The organism is Actinokineospora bangkokensis (assembly GCF_001940455.1).
Lineage (GTDB): Bacteria > Actinomycetota > Actinomycetes > Mycobacteriales > Pseudonocardiaceae > Actinokineospora > Actinokineospora bangkokensis.
Genome location: NZ_MKQR01000032.1, coordinates 168511 through 185850 on the forward strand (window position 1 = coordinate 168511; position 17340 = coordinate 185850).

Below are 17340 nucleotides of genomic sequence, written 5' to 3' on the forward strand. Positions count from 1 at the left end.
ATCCGGAGATTCACCGGGAGCGGGCCGCTTCCGGCGTAGGATCTCGCGCGCGAGCCGTTCGTGGCACAACGACGTGCCACCACCGATGTGGAGCTGAACAACCATGACCTCGACTGGTTCCCCGACCCGCCTCGACGCAGCCGCCCCCGGCACGCAGGCGGGACGACCGGTCACCAGCAGCCCCGAGCAGACCCGCGACGACCTGATCGAGCGCGCCGCCGCCCACGCGCCCGACATCGCCGACCTCATCCGCCTCTACTACCGCCACCTGCCGCCGGAGGACGTCCTCGACGCCGACCCGGTCGACCTCGTCGGCGCCGTGCGCGCGCACGCCGACCTGGCCGCCGCCCGCGTCCCCGGCCGCGCCACGGTGCGCCTGGTGAACCCCACCGCGGGCACCGACGGGTGGTCCTCGCGCGGCACCGTCGTGCAGCTGGTCACCGACGACATGCCCTACCTGGTCGAGTCGGTGACCGCCGAGCTGGTGCGCTGCGGCCTGCAGGTGCACCGCGTCGTCCACCCGATCGTCGTGGTGCGCCGCGACGTGGCGGGCGCGCTGCGCGAGGTGCTGCCCACCGCCGACCCGATCACCCCGCCCGAGGGCGCCTTCGCCGAGTCCTGGATCGACATCGAGGTCCTGGACCTGGTCACCGATGGCAGCCGGGCGCGCGAGGTGGAGAACGCCCTGCACTCGGTGCTCACCGACGTCCGCGAGGTCGTCGAGGACACCGCGCGGATGACCGAGACCGCGCTGGCGCTGGCCGCCGAGCTGACCGACGCCCCGCCGCCGCTGGACCCCGAGGTCGTCGCCGACGGCGCCGCCCTGCTGCGCTGGCTGGCCGACGGGCACTTCACCTTCCTCGGCTACCGGCGCAACGAGCTGGTGCGCCCCGACGGCGCCGCCGAACCCGCGGTGCGCGCCGTGCTGGCCAGCGGCCTGGGCGTGCTGCGCCAGGACAGCCTGGCCGCGCGCAGCCTCACCGCGGGCCCGGACGCGCTCGCCCACGCCCTCGGCAAGAACCTGCTCGTGCTCACCGAGGCCAGCGCGCCGTCGACGGTGCACCGCTCCACCTACCCCTACTACGTCGGCGTGAAGACCTTCGACGCCGACGGCGAGGTCACCGGCGAGCACCGCTTCCTCGGCGTGTTCACCACCAGCGCGCTGCACGAGGACGTCCTCGACATCCCCGTGGTGGAGCGGCGGGTGCGCACGGTCATCCACCGCGCGGGCTTCCCGATGGACTCCTACTCCGGGCAGCGGATGCTGGAGGTCATCCAGAACTGGCCGCGCGCGGAGCTGTTCTCCACCGAGACCGAGGCGCTCTACGCCACCGCCACCGGCGTCATCGCCCTGGCCGACCGGCGCAGGCTGCGGCTGTTCCTGCGCCGCGACACCTACAACCGCTTCTACACCTGCCTGATCTTCCTGCCGCGCGACCGGTACACCACCACCTCGCGCATCGCCATGCAGGGCGTGCTGCTGGAGGAGCTGCGCGGCACCAGCGTGGAGTTCAGCACCCGGCTGGGCGAGTCGCCGCTGGCGCAGGTGTACTTCATCGTCCACACCGACCCCGCCCGCACCACCGCGGCCGACGTCACCCGCATCCAGGAGCGGCTGACCGAGGCGGTGCGCGGCTGGGACGACCGGATGGTCGAGGCGCTGCTGGCCGAGCAGCGCAGCCGGGTCGAGGTCGGCGGCGCGATCGGCGCCGAGTCGGCCACCGAGCAGGGCCAGCGCTTCGCGGAGGTGTTCCCGGAGGCCTACAAGGAGGACTTCAGCGCCGACGTGGCCCTGGCCGACCTGCGCGAGCTGCAGGAGATCGGCTCCAGCGGGCAGCTGCGGATGTCGTTCTACGTGCCCGAGGACGCCGCCGCGGGCGAGCGCCGGTTCAAGCTCTACCTCGCGGGCGCGGGCATCACCCTGTCCGACGTGCTGCCGGTGTTGCAGCGCATGGGCGTCACCGTCGTCGACGAGCGGCCCTACGAGCTGCGCGGCGAGGGCGGCACCCGCTGGTGGGTCTACGACTTCGGCCTGCGCATCGACCCGGCGCTGCTGGAGGCCCGCCGCGACGAGGACCCGGAGCGGCTGCGCGCGGACTTCCAGGAGGCCTTCGCCGCCACCTGGCGCGGCGACGCCGAGTCCGACCGGTTCACCGGCCTGGTGCTGCGCGCGGGCCTGACCTGGCGGCAGGCGTCGGTGCTGCGCGCCTACTCCCGCTACCTGCGCCAGGCCGGGGTGCCCTACAGCCAGGAGTACATCGAGGACGCGGTGCTCGCCCACACCCGGGTGGCCACCGCCCTGGTGCGGCTGTTCGAGACCTCGTTCGACCCGGCGCTGCCCGCGGCGGGCCGCGAGCAGCAGGTGGCCACCCAGGTCGCCGAGATCACCGAGATGATCGACGAGGTCACCAGCCTCGACCAGGACCGCATCCTGCGCAGCCTGCTCACCGTCATCCGGGCCACCCTGCGCACCAACTACTTCGTCCGCGGCGACGACGGCGCGCCCCGGCCCTACCTGGCGGTGAAGCTGGAGCCGCGGGCGATCCCGGACCTGCCCGAGCCCCGGCCGCGGTTCGAGATCTTCGTCTGCTCGCCCCGGGTCGAGGGCGTGCACCTGCGCTTCGGCGCGGTGGCCCGCGGCGGGCTGCGCTGGTCCGACCGCCGGGAGGACTTCCGCACCGAGGTGCTGGGCCTGGTCAAGGCGCAGGCGGTGAAGAACGCGGTGATCGTGCCGGTGGGCGCCAAGGGCGGGTTCGTCGTCAAGCGCCCGCCCGCCCCGACCGGCGACCCCGGCCTGGACCGCGAGGCGTTCGGCGCCGAGGGCGTGGCCTGCTACCGGATGTTCATCTCCGGCCTGCTCGACCTCACCGACAACCTCAGCCAGGGCGAGACCGTCCCGGCCAAGGACGTGGTGCGCTACGACGGCGACGACAGCTACCTGGTCGTGGCCGCCGACAAGGGCACGGCCACCTTCTCCGACATCGCCAACGAGGTCGCCTGCTCCTACGGGTTCTGGCTGGGCGACGCGTTCGCCTCCGGCGGCTCGGTGGGCTACGACCACAAGGCCATGGGCATCACCGCCAAGGGCGCGTGGGAGTCGGTCAAGCGGCACTTCCGCGAGCTGGGGGTGGACACCCAGTCCGAGCCGTTCACCGTGGTCGGCGTCGGGGACATGTCCGGTGACGTGTTCGGCAACGGCATGCTGCTCTCCGAGCACATCCGGTTGGTGGCCGCCTTCGACCACCGGCACGTCTTCCTCGACCCCGAGCCCACCACCGCCGAGGCGTTCGCCGAGCGCAAGCGGCTGTTCGAGCTGCCGCGCTCGTCCTGGGACGACTACGACCGGTCGAAGATCAGCGAGGGCGGCGGGGTGTGGCCGCGCACGCTCAAGTCGATCCCGGTCAGCCCGCAGGCCGCCCGCGCGCTGGGCCTCGACGAGTCCGTGGGCAGGCTCTCGCCGCAGGAGCTGATGAAGGCGATCCTGCTGGCCGAGGTGGACCTGCTGTGGAACGGCGGCATCGGCACCTACGTCAAGGCGAGCACCGAGACCCACGCCGACGTGGGCGACAAGGCCAACGACGCGCTGCGCGTGGACGGGGCCGCGCTGCGGGTCAAGGTCGTCGGCGAGGGCGGCAACCTGGGGCTGACCCAGCGCGGGCGGATCGAGTTCGCCAAGGCGGGCGGCAAGGTCAACACCGACGCGCTGGACAACTCCGCCGGGGTCGACTGCTCCGACCACGAGGTCAACATCAAGATCCTGCTCGACCACCTGGTGCGCGAGGGCGAGCTGGACCGGGCCCAGCGCGACGAGCTGCTGGCGGAGATGACCGACGAGGTCGGTGAGCTGGTGCTGGCCGACAACTACCGGCAGAACGCGGTGCTCGGCATCGGCCGCGCGCACGCCGCGGCGATGCTGCCGGTGCACGCCCGCCTGGTGGAGTGGCTGGAGCGGGACAAGGGCCTGGACCGCAGGTTGGAGGCGCTGCCGAGCAAGGAGGGCTTCCGCGCGCTGGACAAGGCCGACGAGGGCCTGACCTCGCCGGAGCAGGCCACCCTGCTCGCGCACGTCAAGCTCTCGCTCAAGGAGGAGCTGCTGGCCTCCGACCTGCCCGAGCAGGACGTGTTCGCCCGCAGGCTGCCCGACTACTTCCCGACCCGGCTGCGCGAGCGGTTCGGCCAGGCCGTCCCGGCGCACCCGCTGCACAAGCAGATCACCACGACGCTGCTGGTCAACGAGGTCGTCGACGGCGCGGGGGTGACCTTCGCGTTCCGGCTGGCCGAGGAGCTCAACGCCAGCGCCACCGACGCCGTGCGCGCCTACGCGGTGGTCACCAGGATCTTCGACCTGCCCGCCCTGTGGCGCGAGGTCGACGCCCTGGACAACGCCGTGCCCACCGCCACCGCCGACGCGATGGTGCTGGAGACCCGCAGGCTGCTCGACCGGGCCGCCCGCTGGCTGCTGACGCACCGGCCGCAGCCGCTGCAGGTCGGCGCGGAGATCACCCGGTTCCGCGAGCGGGTGGGCCTGCTCGCCGGGGCGGTGCCGGGGCTGCTGCGCGGGCCCGCCCGCGACGAGTCCGCCGCCCAGGTGGAGGCGTGGGTGGCCGAGGGCGTGCCCGCCGAGCTGGCCACCCGGGTGGCCACCCTGCTCGACGCCTACGGCCTGCTCGACGTGGTCGAGGTGGCCGAGCTGGCCGAGCGCGACGGCGAGGTCGAGGTGGAGCGCGGCGCGCTGGAGACCGCCGAGCTGTACTACGCGCTGTCCGACCACCTGGACTTCGACGTGCTGCTCACCTCCATCAGCGGCCTGGAGCGCGGCAACCGCTGGCACGCGCTGGCCCGGCTGGCCCTGCGCGACGACCTCTACACCTCGCTGCGCGCGATCACCCTCGACGTGCTGGGGCGGGCCGACCCCGGCGACCCGGCGGACACCAAGATCCAGGTGTGGGAGCAGGCCAACGCCTCCCGGCTCGCCAGGGCCCGGTCGGCGCTGGCGGAGATCCGCGGTTCTGGCAGGCTGGACCTGGCCACCCTGTCGGTGGCCGCCCGCCAGCTGCGCGGCATGGTCCGGTGACCCGCTGACCCCGGTGCCCGGCCGCGCGGCGGTCGGGCACCGGGGCGGACGGGCCCCGGGAGCGGGGATTCGGGGAAAGGGAGGAGCGCTCCCCCTGTCGGCGGCGCCCGAGCGCCGGCACGGTGGAGACATGGACATGCGGTTCGCGGCGGCCACCTGCACGGCACTGGGTGCGCGGGAGACGAACGAGGACTCCGCGGCCGCGGGGTCGCACGTCCTCGCGCTGGCCGACGGCGTCGGCGGCGCCCCCGCGGGGGAGGTCGCCTCCGCCGTGGCGGTCACCGCCGCGGTCGGCGCCCCGGCGGGCACCCCGCCCCAGGAGCTGGTGCGGGCGGCGAACCAGGCGGTGCGCGCGCACGCCCGCGCGCACCCGGAGACCGAGGGCATGGCCGCCACCCTGGAGGTCGTCGCCCTCGTGCGGACCGCGGCCGGGTGGGCGGTGCAGGGCGCTCACCTGGGCGACAGCACCACCCTGGTGCAGCCGCCGCCGCGCGAGGAGCCGCCCACCGCGGCCATCCCGGTGCAGTCGCAGACCACCACCGAGCTGCCGGTGCCCGAGCCCGCGCCCGACCGGCCGCTGTCGATCGGGGACGCGCTGACCCCGCGGCCCGCCCAGGCGCCCCGGGCGAGCTCGATCGAGGACGCCCTGGCCCCGGCGCCCGGCGCCGTGGACGCCCAGGCCCGGCCGCCGATCCCCGCCCAGCGCCCGGGCGCCGAGGAGGTCGACGCCGACGACCTGCCCACCGCCGCCATCCCGGTGCAGTCCTTCGGCATCGTGCGGATGGGCAGGCCGCACACCCTGGCCGAGGAGATGCTGGCCGCGGGCCTGCTCAGCCAGGAGGAGGCGGCCAAGCACCCGAACCGGTCGGCACTCATGCGGGCCATCGGCCTGGAGGCCGAGGCGGTGCCCGAGCTGTGGTCGCACGCGGCCGTGGTGGGCACCCGCTACCTGCTCAGCAGCGACGGCCTGTTCGACGCGCTCAGCACGACCACCGTGCACAAGCTGCTGGAGTCCTTCCGCGCCGACGCCCCCGAGGACGTGGCGCGGATGCTCGTGGAGTCGGCCTGCGCGGCGGGTGCCCGGGACAACGTGACCGTGGTGGTCGCGGAGGTCGTGGCGGAGTAGGCGGTGTTCGCCCAACCTGCCTGCCCGATAGGGTCGGGGCCGCAGAGCAGGCAGGGGGAGGTCCCGGGGTGGGTGTCTTCGTGGCGCAGGTGCGCCCGCGGTGGTCGGACATGGACGCCTACGGACACGTCAACCACGCGCGCACCGTCACCCTGATGGAGGAGGCCCGCGTGCAGATGCTGTTCCGCGGCGCCGCCGCCCAGGCCGCGGGCGAGCTGTCCAAGGGCCTGATCGTGGTCAAGCTCGACGTCCACTACCGCGCCCCGCTGTTCACCGACGTCGAGTCGCTGCGCACCGAGATCGCGGTGACCCGCCTGCAGGTCTCGAACTTCGTCCTGCGCTACGCCATCCACACCGGGCCCGCCGAGGCCGACCCGGTGGGCGTCACCGCCACCACGACGATGGCCGCGTTCGACTTCGAGCGCCAGGCCCCCCGCCGCATCACCGAACCCGAACGCGCCTTCCTCGCGACCTGGCTGGAGCTCCCGAGTGCCTGAGCTGGTCTTCACCGACCCCGCCGAGCGCAACGACCTCGGCGCCTTCGTCGCCAGGGCCGTCCGCCTCGACCAGCAGGCCGTGGTGCGCCTGAAGGCCCGCGGCGGCGACACCGTCGACGCCTGGGTCTCCACCCCGTTCGACGTGCTCGCCACCCGCTCGGCCACCGCGGCGCTGGACCCCGGCGACGTCACCGTCTCCGGCAACGAGCTGCTGGCCGCCCTCGCCGTCGTCCGCGGCGACCGCCTCGACCCCGGCCACCCCCAGGACATGCTCTGGCGGGCCGCCCTGCCGCCCACCAAGCACTGGCAGCGGGTCGACACCCTGCCCGCCCGCGTCGTCGCCGACCTCGCCGACCGCGGCCTGGCGCTGGCCCGCGAGAACACCGGCCCGCACGGCACCCCGCCCGCGTCGCTGCTCGACCAGACCGTCCTGACCGTCACCGGCGACGGCATGGAGGTCAAGGTCCCCCTCCGCTGCCTGTTCGCCCTCTCCGGCATGGGCTTCCTGGCCGACCCGGACGCCACCGAGGAGATCCGGGTGACCGCCACCGACTCCTGGCTGCGCCTCGACGCCCGCTACGGCGCCGTCGTCCGCCGCAGGCACGCCCTGCTGCCCCTGCTCGTCTGACGCGCCGCCACCCGTTCGACGCTGCTCAACCCCTCAGCTGAGCACGGGGTCGCGCGGCGTCGCAAGCGCTTGTCCACAGGCCCGGGGAACCCCCGACATCCATCCTGCCGCGGGGGAGTGACGACCCCGGGGGCGGACGGCGGGTTGTCCACAGGTCAGACGAGCCAGGCGGCGGTCTCCGGGGGGAGTTCCTCGCCGTCGAGGGGGCCGCTGGCGAGCAGGGTGGTGCCCGGGGGGAGGGGGACGGGGGCGTCGGAGGTGTTGAGGGCGCAGATGAGGCCGCCGCCCTTGCGGCGGAAGGCGAAGCAGCCGGGCGGGGCGCCGTACCACTCCAGCTCGGTGCCCGCGAAGGCCTCGGAGGTCTTGCGCAGCTCGATGGCGTGCCGGTACAGCGACAGCATGGAGCCCGGGTCCTCCAGCTGGGACTCGACGGTGTGGGCGGCCCACTCGGGGGGCATGGGGAGCCAGGACTTGTCGCCGGGGGAGAAGCCGTAGGTGGGGGGCGGGCCCTCCCAGGGGAGGGGGACGCGGCAGCCGTCGCGGCCGCGCTCGGCGCCGCCGGTGCGCTCGAAGATGGGGTCCTGCAGGGCCCACTCGGGCAGGTCGGCGTTGGGCAGGCCCAGTTCCTCGCCGTTGTAGAGGAAGGCGACGCCGGGCAGCGCCAGTTCGACCAGGGCCATCGCGCGGGCGCGGCGCAGGCCGACCTCGCCGCCGCCGTAGCGGGTGACGTGGCGCTCGACGTCGTGGTTGGACAGGGTCCAGGTGGGGGTGCCCGCGCCGACCGCGGCCACCGAGCGCTCCACCGCCCGGCGCACCGAGTCGGCGTCGAAGGCGGTGGTGGCCAGGGCGAAGTTGAAGCCCAGGTGCAGCTCGTCGGGGCGGACGTAGCGGGCGAAGCGCTCGTCGGTCTCCACCCAGATCTCCCCGATCGTCACCGCGCCGGGGTGGCGGTCGACGACCTGGCGGATCATCCGGTGGACGTCGTGCACCTCGTCGTTGTCGAAGCGCGGGTCGGCGGCCGGGTGGGCGTGCGCGCCGGTCAGCACCGGCACCACCGCGGGGTCGAGGTCGGGCAGGCCGGGGGCCTTGGCCATCCCGTGCGCCACGTCGATGCGGAAGCCGTCGACGCCGCGGTCGAGCCAGAACCGCAGGGTGCGCACCAGGTCGGCGCGCACGTCGGCGTCGTCCCAGTTCAGGTCCGGCTGCTCGGGGGCGAACAGGTGCAGGTACCAGGAGCCGTCCGGGGTGCGGGTCCACGCCGGGCCGCCGAACACGCTGGTCCAGTTGTTCGGCGGCTGCTCCCCGCCCGGGCCGCGGCCGGGGCGGAAGTGGTAGCGGGCGCGCTCCGGGCCGCCGCGCAGCGCCGCCTGGAACCACGGGTGCTGGTCGCTGGTGTGGTTGGGCACCAGGTCGACGGTCACCCGGATGCCGTGCCCGTGCGCGTCGGCCACCAGCCGGTCGAACGCCGCGAGGTCGCCGAAGAGCGGGTCGACGTCGCGCGGGTCGGCCACGTCGTAGCCGTGGTCGGCCATCGGCGAGCGGTAGAACGGGGTGAGCCAGAGCGCGTCCACGCCCAGCAGCTCCAGGTAGCCCAGGCGGGAGCGGATGCCCTCCAGGTCACCGACGCCGTCGCCGTCGGAGTCCGCGAACGACCGGACGTAGACCTGGTAGAACACCGCGTCCTGCCACCACGGCACCGCGGCGTCGTCGGCCGTTGTTCCCACGGTCGGTCATCCTGCCGGCCGATCGCGCTCCGCACCCGGCTTTTGGCCGCCGGTGTGATCTTCCGGTCCTGATCGGCGCCCGGACGCCCCTCGCCCGCCCCCGCTCAGACCCAGCTGTTCATCATGCTGTTGGCGGCCATCTCCAGGTACGCCCACAGCTGCTTGCGCAGGTCCTCGGGCAGGCCCTGCTCGTCGACGGCGATCCGCATGCAGCGCAGCCAGGCGTCGCGCTCGATCGGCCCGATGGTGAACGGGTTGTGCCGCATCCGCAGCCGGGGGTGCCCGCGCTGGTCGGAGTAGGTGTGCGGCCCACCCCAGTACTGGATGAGGAACAGCCGCAGCCGCTCCTCGGCCGGACCGAGGTCCTGCTCCGGGTACATCGGCCGCAGGACCTCGTCCTCGGCCACCTCGGCGTAGAACCGGGCCACGATCCTGGTGAAGGTCGCTTCGCCGCCGACCGCGTCGTAGAAGGTCTCCGGTGTGCCCACCGACCCATCCTCGCTCATCGCGCGCGGCACGGGTGACCCCGGGGGCCGGGCGGTGCTAGACGGTGGGCCGGGGGAACAGCCTGCCCATCGGCGGGTCGACGTCGGCGGCCTCCAGCTCGGCCATCGCCCGCGCGCGCAGCGCCCGCTGCACCGCCCACTGCCTGCCGGGGCGCACCTTGACCGTCATCCGGATGGTGACGCTCTCCGGGGTCACCTTCTCCACGCCCAGCACCTCGGGCTTCTCGATCACGTCGTGCGAGGCGGGCTCCTCGCCGGTGACCTCGGCGCCGACCCGGTCGAGGATCTCGGTGACCTGGCTGACGTCGGCGCTGTAGCCCACCGGGATGTCGACCACGGCCACGGCGAAGCCCTGGCTGGAGTTGCCGACGCGCAGGATCTCGCCGTTGCGCACGTACCAGACCGTGCCGTTGACGTCGCGCAGCGTGGTGACCCGCAGCCCGACCGCCTCGATGGTGCCGCTGGCCTCGCCGACGTCGACCACGTCGCCCACCCCGTACTGGTCCTCCAGCATCATGAAGATCCCGGACAGGAAGTCCTTGACCAGGTTCTGCGCGCCGAAGCCCAGCGCGACGCCGACGATGCCCGCCGAGGCGATGATCGGGCCCAGGTTCAGCCCCAGCTCGCCCAGCGCCAGCACGAACGCCAGGCCGTAGACGATGAAGGTCACCACCGACTTGAGCACCGAGCCGATGGTCTTGGCCCGCTGCTGGCGCCGCTCGGAGACCAGGTTGCCCAGGCCGGGGGCGCGCTCCTTGAGCGGCTTGAGGATGGTCGGGACCTTGCCGTCGCCGTTGGTCACCCGGTCGATGAGCCTGCGGGCCGCGGTCCGCACCAGGAACGCCACGGCCAGGATGAGCAGGATCTTCAGCGGCTTGGCGACCAGCCAGCCCGCCGAGGCCGCCAGCCACTCGTTGTGGGTCACCCGCCAGACCTGCGCGCACCAGGAGGAGGCGTCCTCGGCGACGCAGCCGGGTGTCTCGGTTCCGAACAGGGGCAACTGGGAGGCGGCGATCGCGTTCATCGGGGCCGACGATAGCGACGCCCCCGCGGGCGGTCGAAGGCCGGGACGGGGTCCGCATGCCGTCCACCCGGGGTCCGTATGTCGTCCGAACCGGGACGCGTGCGAGAACACACGTGCGCGAACGGCCCCTGGTGTGGTCGACTTAGGCAGCACCGGTGGAGGTGGTCGAGTGCCAGAGCGACAACCGACCCGCCGCGGCGCGCCCCCAGGGCTCGCGTCGCGGCCGACGCTGTGCCCGCCCCAGGCAGGCCCCGATGGCCTCACCCTGGTCGCGCAGGCGCGCGCCGACCCCGCTCCGATCCCGCTGCCCACCCCCGTCGCGACGCCGTTACCGGCTCCCGCGCCGACGTGGGGCCGCAGGCGGGTGCTCCTGCTCAACACCACCTTCGAGCCGCTGACGGCGCTGCCGCTGCGGCGGGCGGTGGTGCTCGTGGTCTGCGGCAAGGCCGAGGTCGTGCACGGCGACCCGACCGGGCTGGTCGTGCACTCGGCCGCGCACAGCGTCGCCGTGCCCTCGGTCATCCGGCTCAGCAGCTACGTCCGCGTCCCCTACCGGGGGCGGGTGCCGCTGACCAGGGCCGGGCTGATGCACCGCGACCGCTACCGCTGCGCCTACTGCGGTGGTCGAGCGGAGACGATAGACCACGTGATCCCGCGCTCCCGAGGGGGGCAGCACACGTGGCAGAACTGCGTGGCCTGCTGCGCGAAGTGCAACCACCGCAAGGCCGACAAGATGCTCACCGAGCTGGGCTGGCGGCTGCGCGTGGTGCCCACCGCGCCGCGCGGCCCGCACTGGCGGCTGCTGGCGGGCGTGACCGACGCCGACCCGCTCTGGCTGCCCTACCTCGGCGAGGCCGCCTGACCGGCGGCCGCCTCAGGCGGTGACCCGGGTCCCGCGGGTGACCCGCGTGCCGCGCGCGGTGACCCGGGTGCCCCTGGTGACCCGGGTGCCGCGCTCCTGGAGGGTGACGCGGGTGCCCCGGGTGACGCGCGTGCCCCGGTGCTCGGCGGTGACCCGCGTGCCCATCGTGACCCTGGTGCCGCGCTCGACCGCGGTGACGCGGGTGCCCATGGCGGTGACCCGGGTGCCGCGGGTGACCCGCGTCCCGCGCGTCACACGGGTGCCCATCGCCGTCACGCGGGTGCCCCTGGTGACGCGGGTGCCCATGGCGGTGACGCGGGTTCCGCGGGTGACGCGGGTGCCCATGGCCGTCACCCTGGTCCCCCGGGTGACGCGGGTGCCCCTCGTGACGCGCGTGCCCATGGTGACGCGGGTGCCGCGCTCGACGGCGGTGACGCGGGTGCCGTTGACCAGCAGCGAGGTGACCCGGGTGCCCCTGGTGACGCGGGTGCCCATGGCGGTGACCCTGGTGCCGCGGGTGACCCGGGTGCCGCGCTCGACGGCGGTGACGCGGGTGCCGTTGACCAGCAGGGACGTGACGCGGGTACCCCTCGTGACCCGCGTGCCCGTGGCCGTGACGCGGGTGCCGCGCTCGACGGCGGTGACCCTGGTGCCCATCGCGGTGACCCTCGTGCCGCGGGTGACGCGCGTGCCCATCGCGGTGACCCGGGTGCCCTGGGCGGTGACCCGGGTGCCCCTGGTGACCCGGGTGCCGCGGGTGACGCGGGTCCCGGCCGTGACCCGCGTGCCGCGCGTCACGCGGGTGCCGCGCGCCACGTCCTCCGCCCAGAGGGCGCGGAAGGCGGCGGGCGCCGCGAGGTCGCTGGAAGCGGTGACCCGGGTGCCCCGCAGGGCGAGGTGAAGGCCACTCTGACGCACGATCTCACCCGATCGGGTGATAGCGGCGGCCGCGTCAACGGAAGCAGAGGTGTACATAGTGTGGCCTCCTGAGGGGCGGAAACGCGTCTAGTGGGCGGGTCGACCCTTCCGCAAGGGCCGTACAGGTGAAAAGCTATGACCCCGACCCGTCACCGACAAGACGTTGTCCGGCTCCGCAGTCCGCCACCAGGCCAGATGGGGCCGTTCGCCCCTTGGCGATAGGCAGAACGAGCTACCTCGGGTGGGGGCACTCGGCCGATCAGCCTTACCAGGAGAGCACCAACGATCACCCGCAGCGACGCGGGCGGCCACCGCGTCCGCGCCGCGCACCCGGTCGGCGGGACTCGGCGCACCGGGCCCGACCTCGTCCGTTACGGTTGCACCCGTGACGCCCGTCGAGACCGTCCTCGTCTTCGCGGTGATCCCGCTGGCCCTTTACGGCGTGATCACCCTGGTGACGCTGCGCGACAAGTTCGCCAAGTCGCCCCGATACCGCCCCGGTCAGCAGTGGACCCACGACCCGGTCTGGTGGTCGGCCAACCCCGCGGGCCTCGGCTCGGCGCACCCCGCCGCGCACGCCGCCCCCGGTGCCGACGCCGAGACCACCCGCACGGCCAAGGGAGGCGCCCGTGGGAACTGGTGAGCTCGTCCCGACCCCGGTGGTCGAGGATCCCGAGCACGGCATCGGCGTGGCCCGCACCGCCTCCGGCCGCCTCTCGGTGGCCAGGGAGAAGGTCCCGGCCAAGCCCGGCCTGCCGTTCACCCCGCAGCAGCTGGCCCGCCTCGACGAGGCGCTGACGCTCGCCTCGCGCGACACCGGCATCGGCTTCTCGGTCTACCTGGGCGACCTCGGCGAGGACACCCGCGACCGCGCGGAGGAGCTGCACGCCTCCATCGGCGCCGCCTCCACCGACTCGGTGCTGATCGCGGTGTCCCCGGGGCAGCGCAAGGTCGAGGTCGTCTCCGGCGCGGAGGCCGCGCGCAGGCTGCCCGACCGCGGGTGCAACCTCGCGGTGATGAGCATGGTCGCCTCCTTCAAGGAGGGCGACCTGACCGGTGGGCTGGTCAGCGGGCTGCGGATGCTGGCCGACCAGGCGGGGCACGCGCCCCGGCGGTGATGTCCCTGCGGTGAAGTCTCGGTGCGGCGGCCCGGGGTCCTTGCGGATCCCGGGCCGTTCGCTGTTCCTGGGGGGCATCGGGCTTCGCCCGATCTTTTCGGGATTTGGGGGGCGGGCTCGATGTGGTGGTTGCGCTTGGTCGGGGCCCCTACGGCGATCATGCGCTGCGGGCGGGGAAAAGGCGGGCTGAAAAGACGCCCGCCCGTCCCGTTGGGTAGCACATGATCGCCTCCCCCGACCAAGCACAACCACCCCATCGAGCAGGGGCGTAGCCGGGCCGCCTGCTGCTTGGGGGGTTGCGCTGGGAGGTGGCTTGGGAAAGACAGAACTGACCCCTCGGGTGGGTGCTGGGGCACCTGCCCGAGGGGTCAGTGTCTTGCGGGGGTCAGCTTCCGTCGAACTCGCGGGCGGCGAGGGCTCGGACGATGCCCGCGCGGCCTTCGGAGACGAGGCGGCGCAGGGCCGGGGGGTGGTCGCCCGCCAGCCACTCGTCCGCGGCGTGGACGGTGGTGGGTTCGACGGCCCAGGCGGGGAAGAGGCCGAGGGCGACCGACTGGGCCCGCTCGCTGGAGCGGCGGGACCAGACGCCCGCGACGTCGGTGAAGTAGGACTGGGCGTAGTCGGCCAGCAGGGGGCGCTGGGCGGGGTGGGAGAAGCCGTTGATGATGGCCTCGTTGACCGCGTTGGGGAGTTCGTCGTCGTGGACGGCGCGGCGCCAGGCCTCGGCCTTGGCCTCGGGGGTGGGGATGAGGGCGGTCGAGCGCTCGGCCTGGCGGTGGCCCGCGGCGGTGGAGTCGCGCTCGCGCTCGGCGGCGATGTCGGCCTCGCCCGCGGCGCCGTGGGCGACCAGGGCGTGCAGCAGGCGCCAGCGCAGGTCGGTGTCGACGACCAGGCCCTCCAGCGGGGCCGAGCCGTCCAGCCAGCCGCGCAGCACGGCCAGCTTGGCCTCGTCGAGCACCGAGCCCGACAGCGAGTTCACGAACGCGAGCTGGTGGTCCGAGCCCGGCTCCGCGGCGGTGGCCAGCTCCAGGATGCGGTCGGTGAACGACTGCCAGCCGGTCGGCGCCCAGGCCGGGTCGGCGTAGGAGGCCAGGGCGGTCTGGGCCTGCAGCAGCAGCCGCTGCACCACGCCCACCTCGCTCTCGGCGGACAGGCCGCGGCAGACCAGGGTGACGAAGTCGCGGGCCTTGAGCTCGGCCTCGCGGGTCATCTCCCAGGCCGCCGACCAGCACAGGGTGCGCGGCAGCGGCTCGGTGATGTCGCCGATGCGGTCGACCAGGGTGGTCAGCGACAGCGGGTCCAGGCGCATCGTGCAGTAGGTCAGGTCGTCGTCGTTGACCAGCAGCAGCGCGCCCCGCGCGGTGCCCACCAGCTCCGGCACCGCGGTGACCTCGCCGTCCACGTCGACCTCGACGCGGTGGGTGCGCACCAGCTTGCCGTCGACGTCGTCGTAGACGCCGATGGCCACCCGGTGCGTGCGCAGCTCGCCCGCGCCCGGCTTGGCCCCGCCCTGCAGCACCGCGAACTCGGTGAACCGGCCCTCGCCGTCGACCTCGAAGCGGGCCCGCAGCGAGTTGAGCCCGGTGGTCTGCAACCACTGCGCGCCCCAGCCGGACAGGTCCCGGCCGGAGGCCTCCTCCAGCGCCCCCAGCAGGTCGGACAGGGTGGCGTTGCCCCAGGCGTGCTTGCCGAAGTACACCTTGAGCCCGGACAGGAAGTTCTCCAGGCCCACGTAGGCCACCAGCTGCTTGAGCACGCTGGCGCCCTTGGCGTAGGTGATGCCGTCGAAGTTGACCTCCACGGCCTGCACGTCCGGGATGTCGGCGGCGACCGGGTGGGTGGAGGGCAGCTGGTCCTGGCGGTAGGCCCAGGACTTCTCGATGTTGGCGAAGCTGGTCCAGGCGTGCACGTACTCGGTGGCGTTGGCCTGCGCGAGCACCGAGGCCCAGGTGGCGAACGACTCGTTGAGCCACAGGTCGTCCCACCAGCGCATCGTGACCAGGTCGCCGAACCACATGTGCGCCATCTCGTGCAGCACCGTCTCGCAGCGGCGCTCGTAGGAGTAGCGGGTGACCCGGCTGCGGAAGACGTAGTCCTCCAGGAACGTCACGCAGCCCGCGTTCTCCATCGCGCCCGCGTTGAACTCCGGCACGAAGCACTGGTCGTACTTGCCGAACGGGTAGGGCACGCCGAAGTTCTCGTGGTAGAAGGCGAAGCCCTGCTTGGTCTCGGTGAACAGCCGCTCGGCGTCCATGTGCTCGGCCAGCGACGCCCGGCAGTAGATGCCCAGCGGGATGGTGCCGTGCTCGTCGGAGAACTCGTCGCGCCACTCCGCGTACGGGCCCGCGACCAGCGCCACCAGGTAGGTGGAGATGCGCCGGGTGACCTCGAACTCGTGCAGCACCGCGCCGTTGTCGACCTCGGTGGTCCGCTCGGCCGGGGCGTTGGAGATCACCTTCCAGCTCGCCGGGGCGGTGACCCGCAGCTGGTAGGTGGCCTTGAGGTCGGGCTGGTCGAAGCAGGCGAACATGCGCTTGGCGTCCGCGGTCTCGAACTGGGTGTAGAGGTAGACGCCCTTGTCGACGGGGTCGACGAACCGGTGCAGGCCCTCGCCGGTGTTGGTGTACCGGCAGGTCGCCGCCACGGTCAGCTCGTTGGCCTCGGCCAGGCCGGGCAGCGCCAGCCCGTCCTGCTCGGCGTAGCCGGAGACGTCGACCTCGGCGCCGTTGAGCACCGCGGAGTCCACCGACGCGGCGACCACGTCGATGGTGGTGGCGGCGCCCGCCTCCGCGCGGAAGCGGACCGTGCTGCGCGAGCTGAACGTGCCCTCACCCGGCTGGCCCAGCCCGTCGGTGAGGTCCAGCTCGATGACGTAGGACTCCACGTCGAGCAGGGCGGCGCGCTGCTGGGCGTGCTCTCTGGTCAGGTTAGGGGCGGCCACGGAACACCTCGGCGGACTCGTCGATCTCGGAACTGACAATCGCATCCAATCACGACCGGACGACGCGGGGTGGTCGACGGCGGTCGGCGGGTGCCCCGGGCGGGAAGGTTTCGCCGCCGCCGGGCGTTGCACCGGGGTGCGGGCACCGGGGGTGCCCGGCGAGCAACCAGCAGATCGAGCGGACGGAGCCGCGCCCCATGACCACCACCGAGACCAGGACCAAGGTCGACTTCTACTTCGACCCCGCCTGCCCCTTCGCGTGGATCACCTCCCGCTGGATCCTGGAGGTGGAGAAGCAGGTCGACCTCGACCTGCGCTTCCGCATCATGAGCCTGTCGGTGCTCAACGAGGGCCGCGACCTCGACCCGGGCTACCGGGAGCTGCTGGACAAGGCGTGGGGCCCGGTGCGGGTCGCCATCGCCGCCGCCGAGGCGCACGGCGAGCACGTGCTGCGCGACCTCTACACCGCCCTGGGCACCCGCATCCACAACCAGGGCAACAAGGACTACGACGCCGTCGTCGCCGAGGCGCTGGCCGAGGTGGGCCTGCCCGCCGAGCTGGCCAAGGCCGCGCACACCGACGAGCACGACGCCGCGCTGCGCAAGTCCCACCACGAGGGCATGGACCCGGTGGGCGACGAGGTGGGCACCCCCACGATCCACATCGACGGGGTGGCGTTCTTCGGGCCGGTGCTCAGCTCGATCCCGCGCGGCGAGGACGCGGTGAAGGTGTTCGAGGGCGCCCGGCTGCTGGCGGGCTACCCGGACTTCTTCGAGCTCAAGCGCTCGCGCACCGGTGGCCTGAACTTCGACTGACCGCCCGCCACGCCGCTGACCGGACCGCCGGGGTGGTCCGGTCAGCGCCGTGTGACCGAAGCGGTCGTGGTCCCGTCAGCGGGGTTGTGCCAGGGTGGGGGAGGGCC

The 17340-nt window shown here is 73.6% G+C and carries 13 protein-coding genes; 8 read left to right on the plus strand and 5 right to left on the minus strand.

All coding sequences use genetic code 11. From position 1 onward, the window contains the following. Positions 1 to 103 precede the first annotated feature (103 nt). The 4 genes from BJP25_RS31720 to BJP25_RS31735 all read left to right on the plus strand — a co-directional run bounded on the left by BJP25_RS31720 (position 104) and on the right by BJP25_RS31735 (position 7325). Entirely contained in the window at positions 104 to 5074 is a 4971-nt protein-coding gene (locus BJP25_RS31720; RefSeq protein WP_075978748.1) for an NAD-glutamate dehydrogenase, read from the plus strand. Between the two features lie 130 nt (positions 5075 to 5204). After that, entirely contained in the window at positions 5205 to 6200 is a 996-nt protein-coding gene (locus BJP25_RS31725; protein ID WP_075978749.1) for a PP2C family protein-serine/threonine phosphatase, read from the plus strand. 68 nt (positions 6201 to 6268) lie between these two features. After that, on the plus strand, positions 6269 to 6697 hold the full coding sequence (locus tag BJP25_RS31730) for an acyl-CoA thioesterase (RefSeq protein ID WP_233158372.1): 429 nt from the start codon (positions 6269 to 6271) through the stop codon (positions 6695 to 6697). Next, positions 6690 to 7325, plus strand: a complete 636-nt coding sequence (locus BJP25_RS31735; protein WP_075978750.1) for a hypothetical protein — start codon at positions 6690 to 6692, stop codon at positions 7323 to 7325. Before BJP25_RS31730 ends, BJP25_RS31735 begins: the two co-directional genes overlap by 8 nt. Before the next feature lie 155 nt (positions 7326 to 7480). Here the strand turns inward: BJP25_RS31735 and BJP25_RS31740 are convergent, their stop codons facing one another. From BJP25_RS31740 to BJP25_RS31750, 3 genes are all read right to left on the minus strand, one after another. Further along, a complete protein-coding gene (locus BJP25_RS31740; RefSeq protein ID WP_233158373.1) occupies positions 7481 to 9049 on the minus strand; it encodes a glycoside hydrolase family 13 protein in 1569 nt (522 codons plus the stop codon). 104 nt (positions 9050 to 9153) lie between these two features. Then, the gene (locus BJP25_RS31745) at positions 9154 to 9555 is read right to left on the minus strand and encodes a globin (protein WP_075978799.1); all 402 of its coding nucleotides are present in this window, start codon (positions 9553 to 9555) and stop codon (positions 9154 to 9156) included. A gap of 37 nt (positions 9556 to 9592) precedes the next feature. After that, positions 9593 to 10579: a mechanosensitive ion channel family protein gene (locus BJP25_RS31750; RefSeq protein WP_075978751.1), complete on the minus strand. Its 987-nt coding sequence runs from the start codon at positions 10577 to 10579 to the stop codon at positions 9593 to 9595. A gap of 169 nt (positions 10580 to 10748) precedes the next feature. Between BJP25_RS31750 and BJP25_RS31755 the strand changes: the two genes are divergently transcribed. Next, a complete protein-coding gene (locus tag BJP25_RS31755; protein WP_233158374.1) occupies positions 10749 to 11441 on the plus strand; it encodes an HNH endonuclease in 693 nt (230 codons plus the stop codon). Positions 11442 to 11453: 12 nt separating this feature from the next. Here BJP25_RS31755 and BJP25_RS36615 read toward each other — a convergent pair whose 3' ends face one another. Next, positions 11454 to 12359, minus strand: coding sequence for a hypothetical protein (locus BJP25_RS36615; RefSeq protein ID WP_408607244.1), 906 nt, complete (start codon positions 12357 to 12359; stop codon positions 11454 to 11456). 385 nt (positions 12360 to 12744) lie between these two features. Here BJP25_RS36615 and ctaJ point away from each other — a divergent pair, with 385 nt between their 5' ends. Together ctaJ and BJP25_RS31775 are read left to right on the plus strand one after the other, a co-directional pair. Then, the gene (ctaJ, locus tag BJP25_RS31770) at positions 12745 to 13002 is read left to right on the plus strand and encodes an aa3-type cytochrome oxidase subunit CtaJ (RefSeq protein ID WP_075978753.1); all 258 of its coding nucleotides are present in this window, start codon (positions 12745 to 12747) and stop codon (positions 13000 to 13002) included. Further along, complete coding sequence (locus tag BJP25_RS31775) at positions 12989 to 13477, plus strand: DUF5130 family protein (protein WP_075978754.1); 489 nt, start codon at positions 12989 to 12991, stop codon at positions 13475 to 13477. Before ctaJ ends, BJP25_RS31775 begins: the two co-directional genes overlap by 14 nt. A gap of 385 nt (positions 13478 to 13862) precedes the next feature. Here the strand turns inward: BJP25_RS31775 and pepN are convergent, their stop codons facing one another. Then, on the minus strand, positions 13863 to 16418 hold the full coding sequence (pepN, locus tag BJP25_RS31780) for an aminopeptidase N (RefSeq protein WP_075978755.1): 2556 nt from the start codon (positions 16416 to 16418) through the stop codon (positions 13863 to 13865). Between the two features lie 197 nt (positions 16419 to 16615). On the opposite strand from pepN, the gene BJP25_RS31785 reads away from it, so the two are divergent. Continuing rightward, positions 16616 to 17233 carry a mycothiol-dependent nitroreductase Rv2466c family protein gene (locus BJP25_RS31785; RefSeq protein ID WP_075978756.1) on the plus strand — a complete coding sequence of 206 codons (618 nt, stop codon included), beginning with the start codon at positions 16616 to 16618 and terminating at the stop codon, positions 17231 to 17233. The last annotated feature ends 107 nt before the right edge of the window (positions 17234 to 17340 follow it).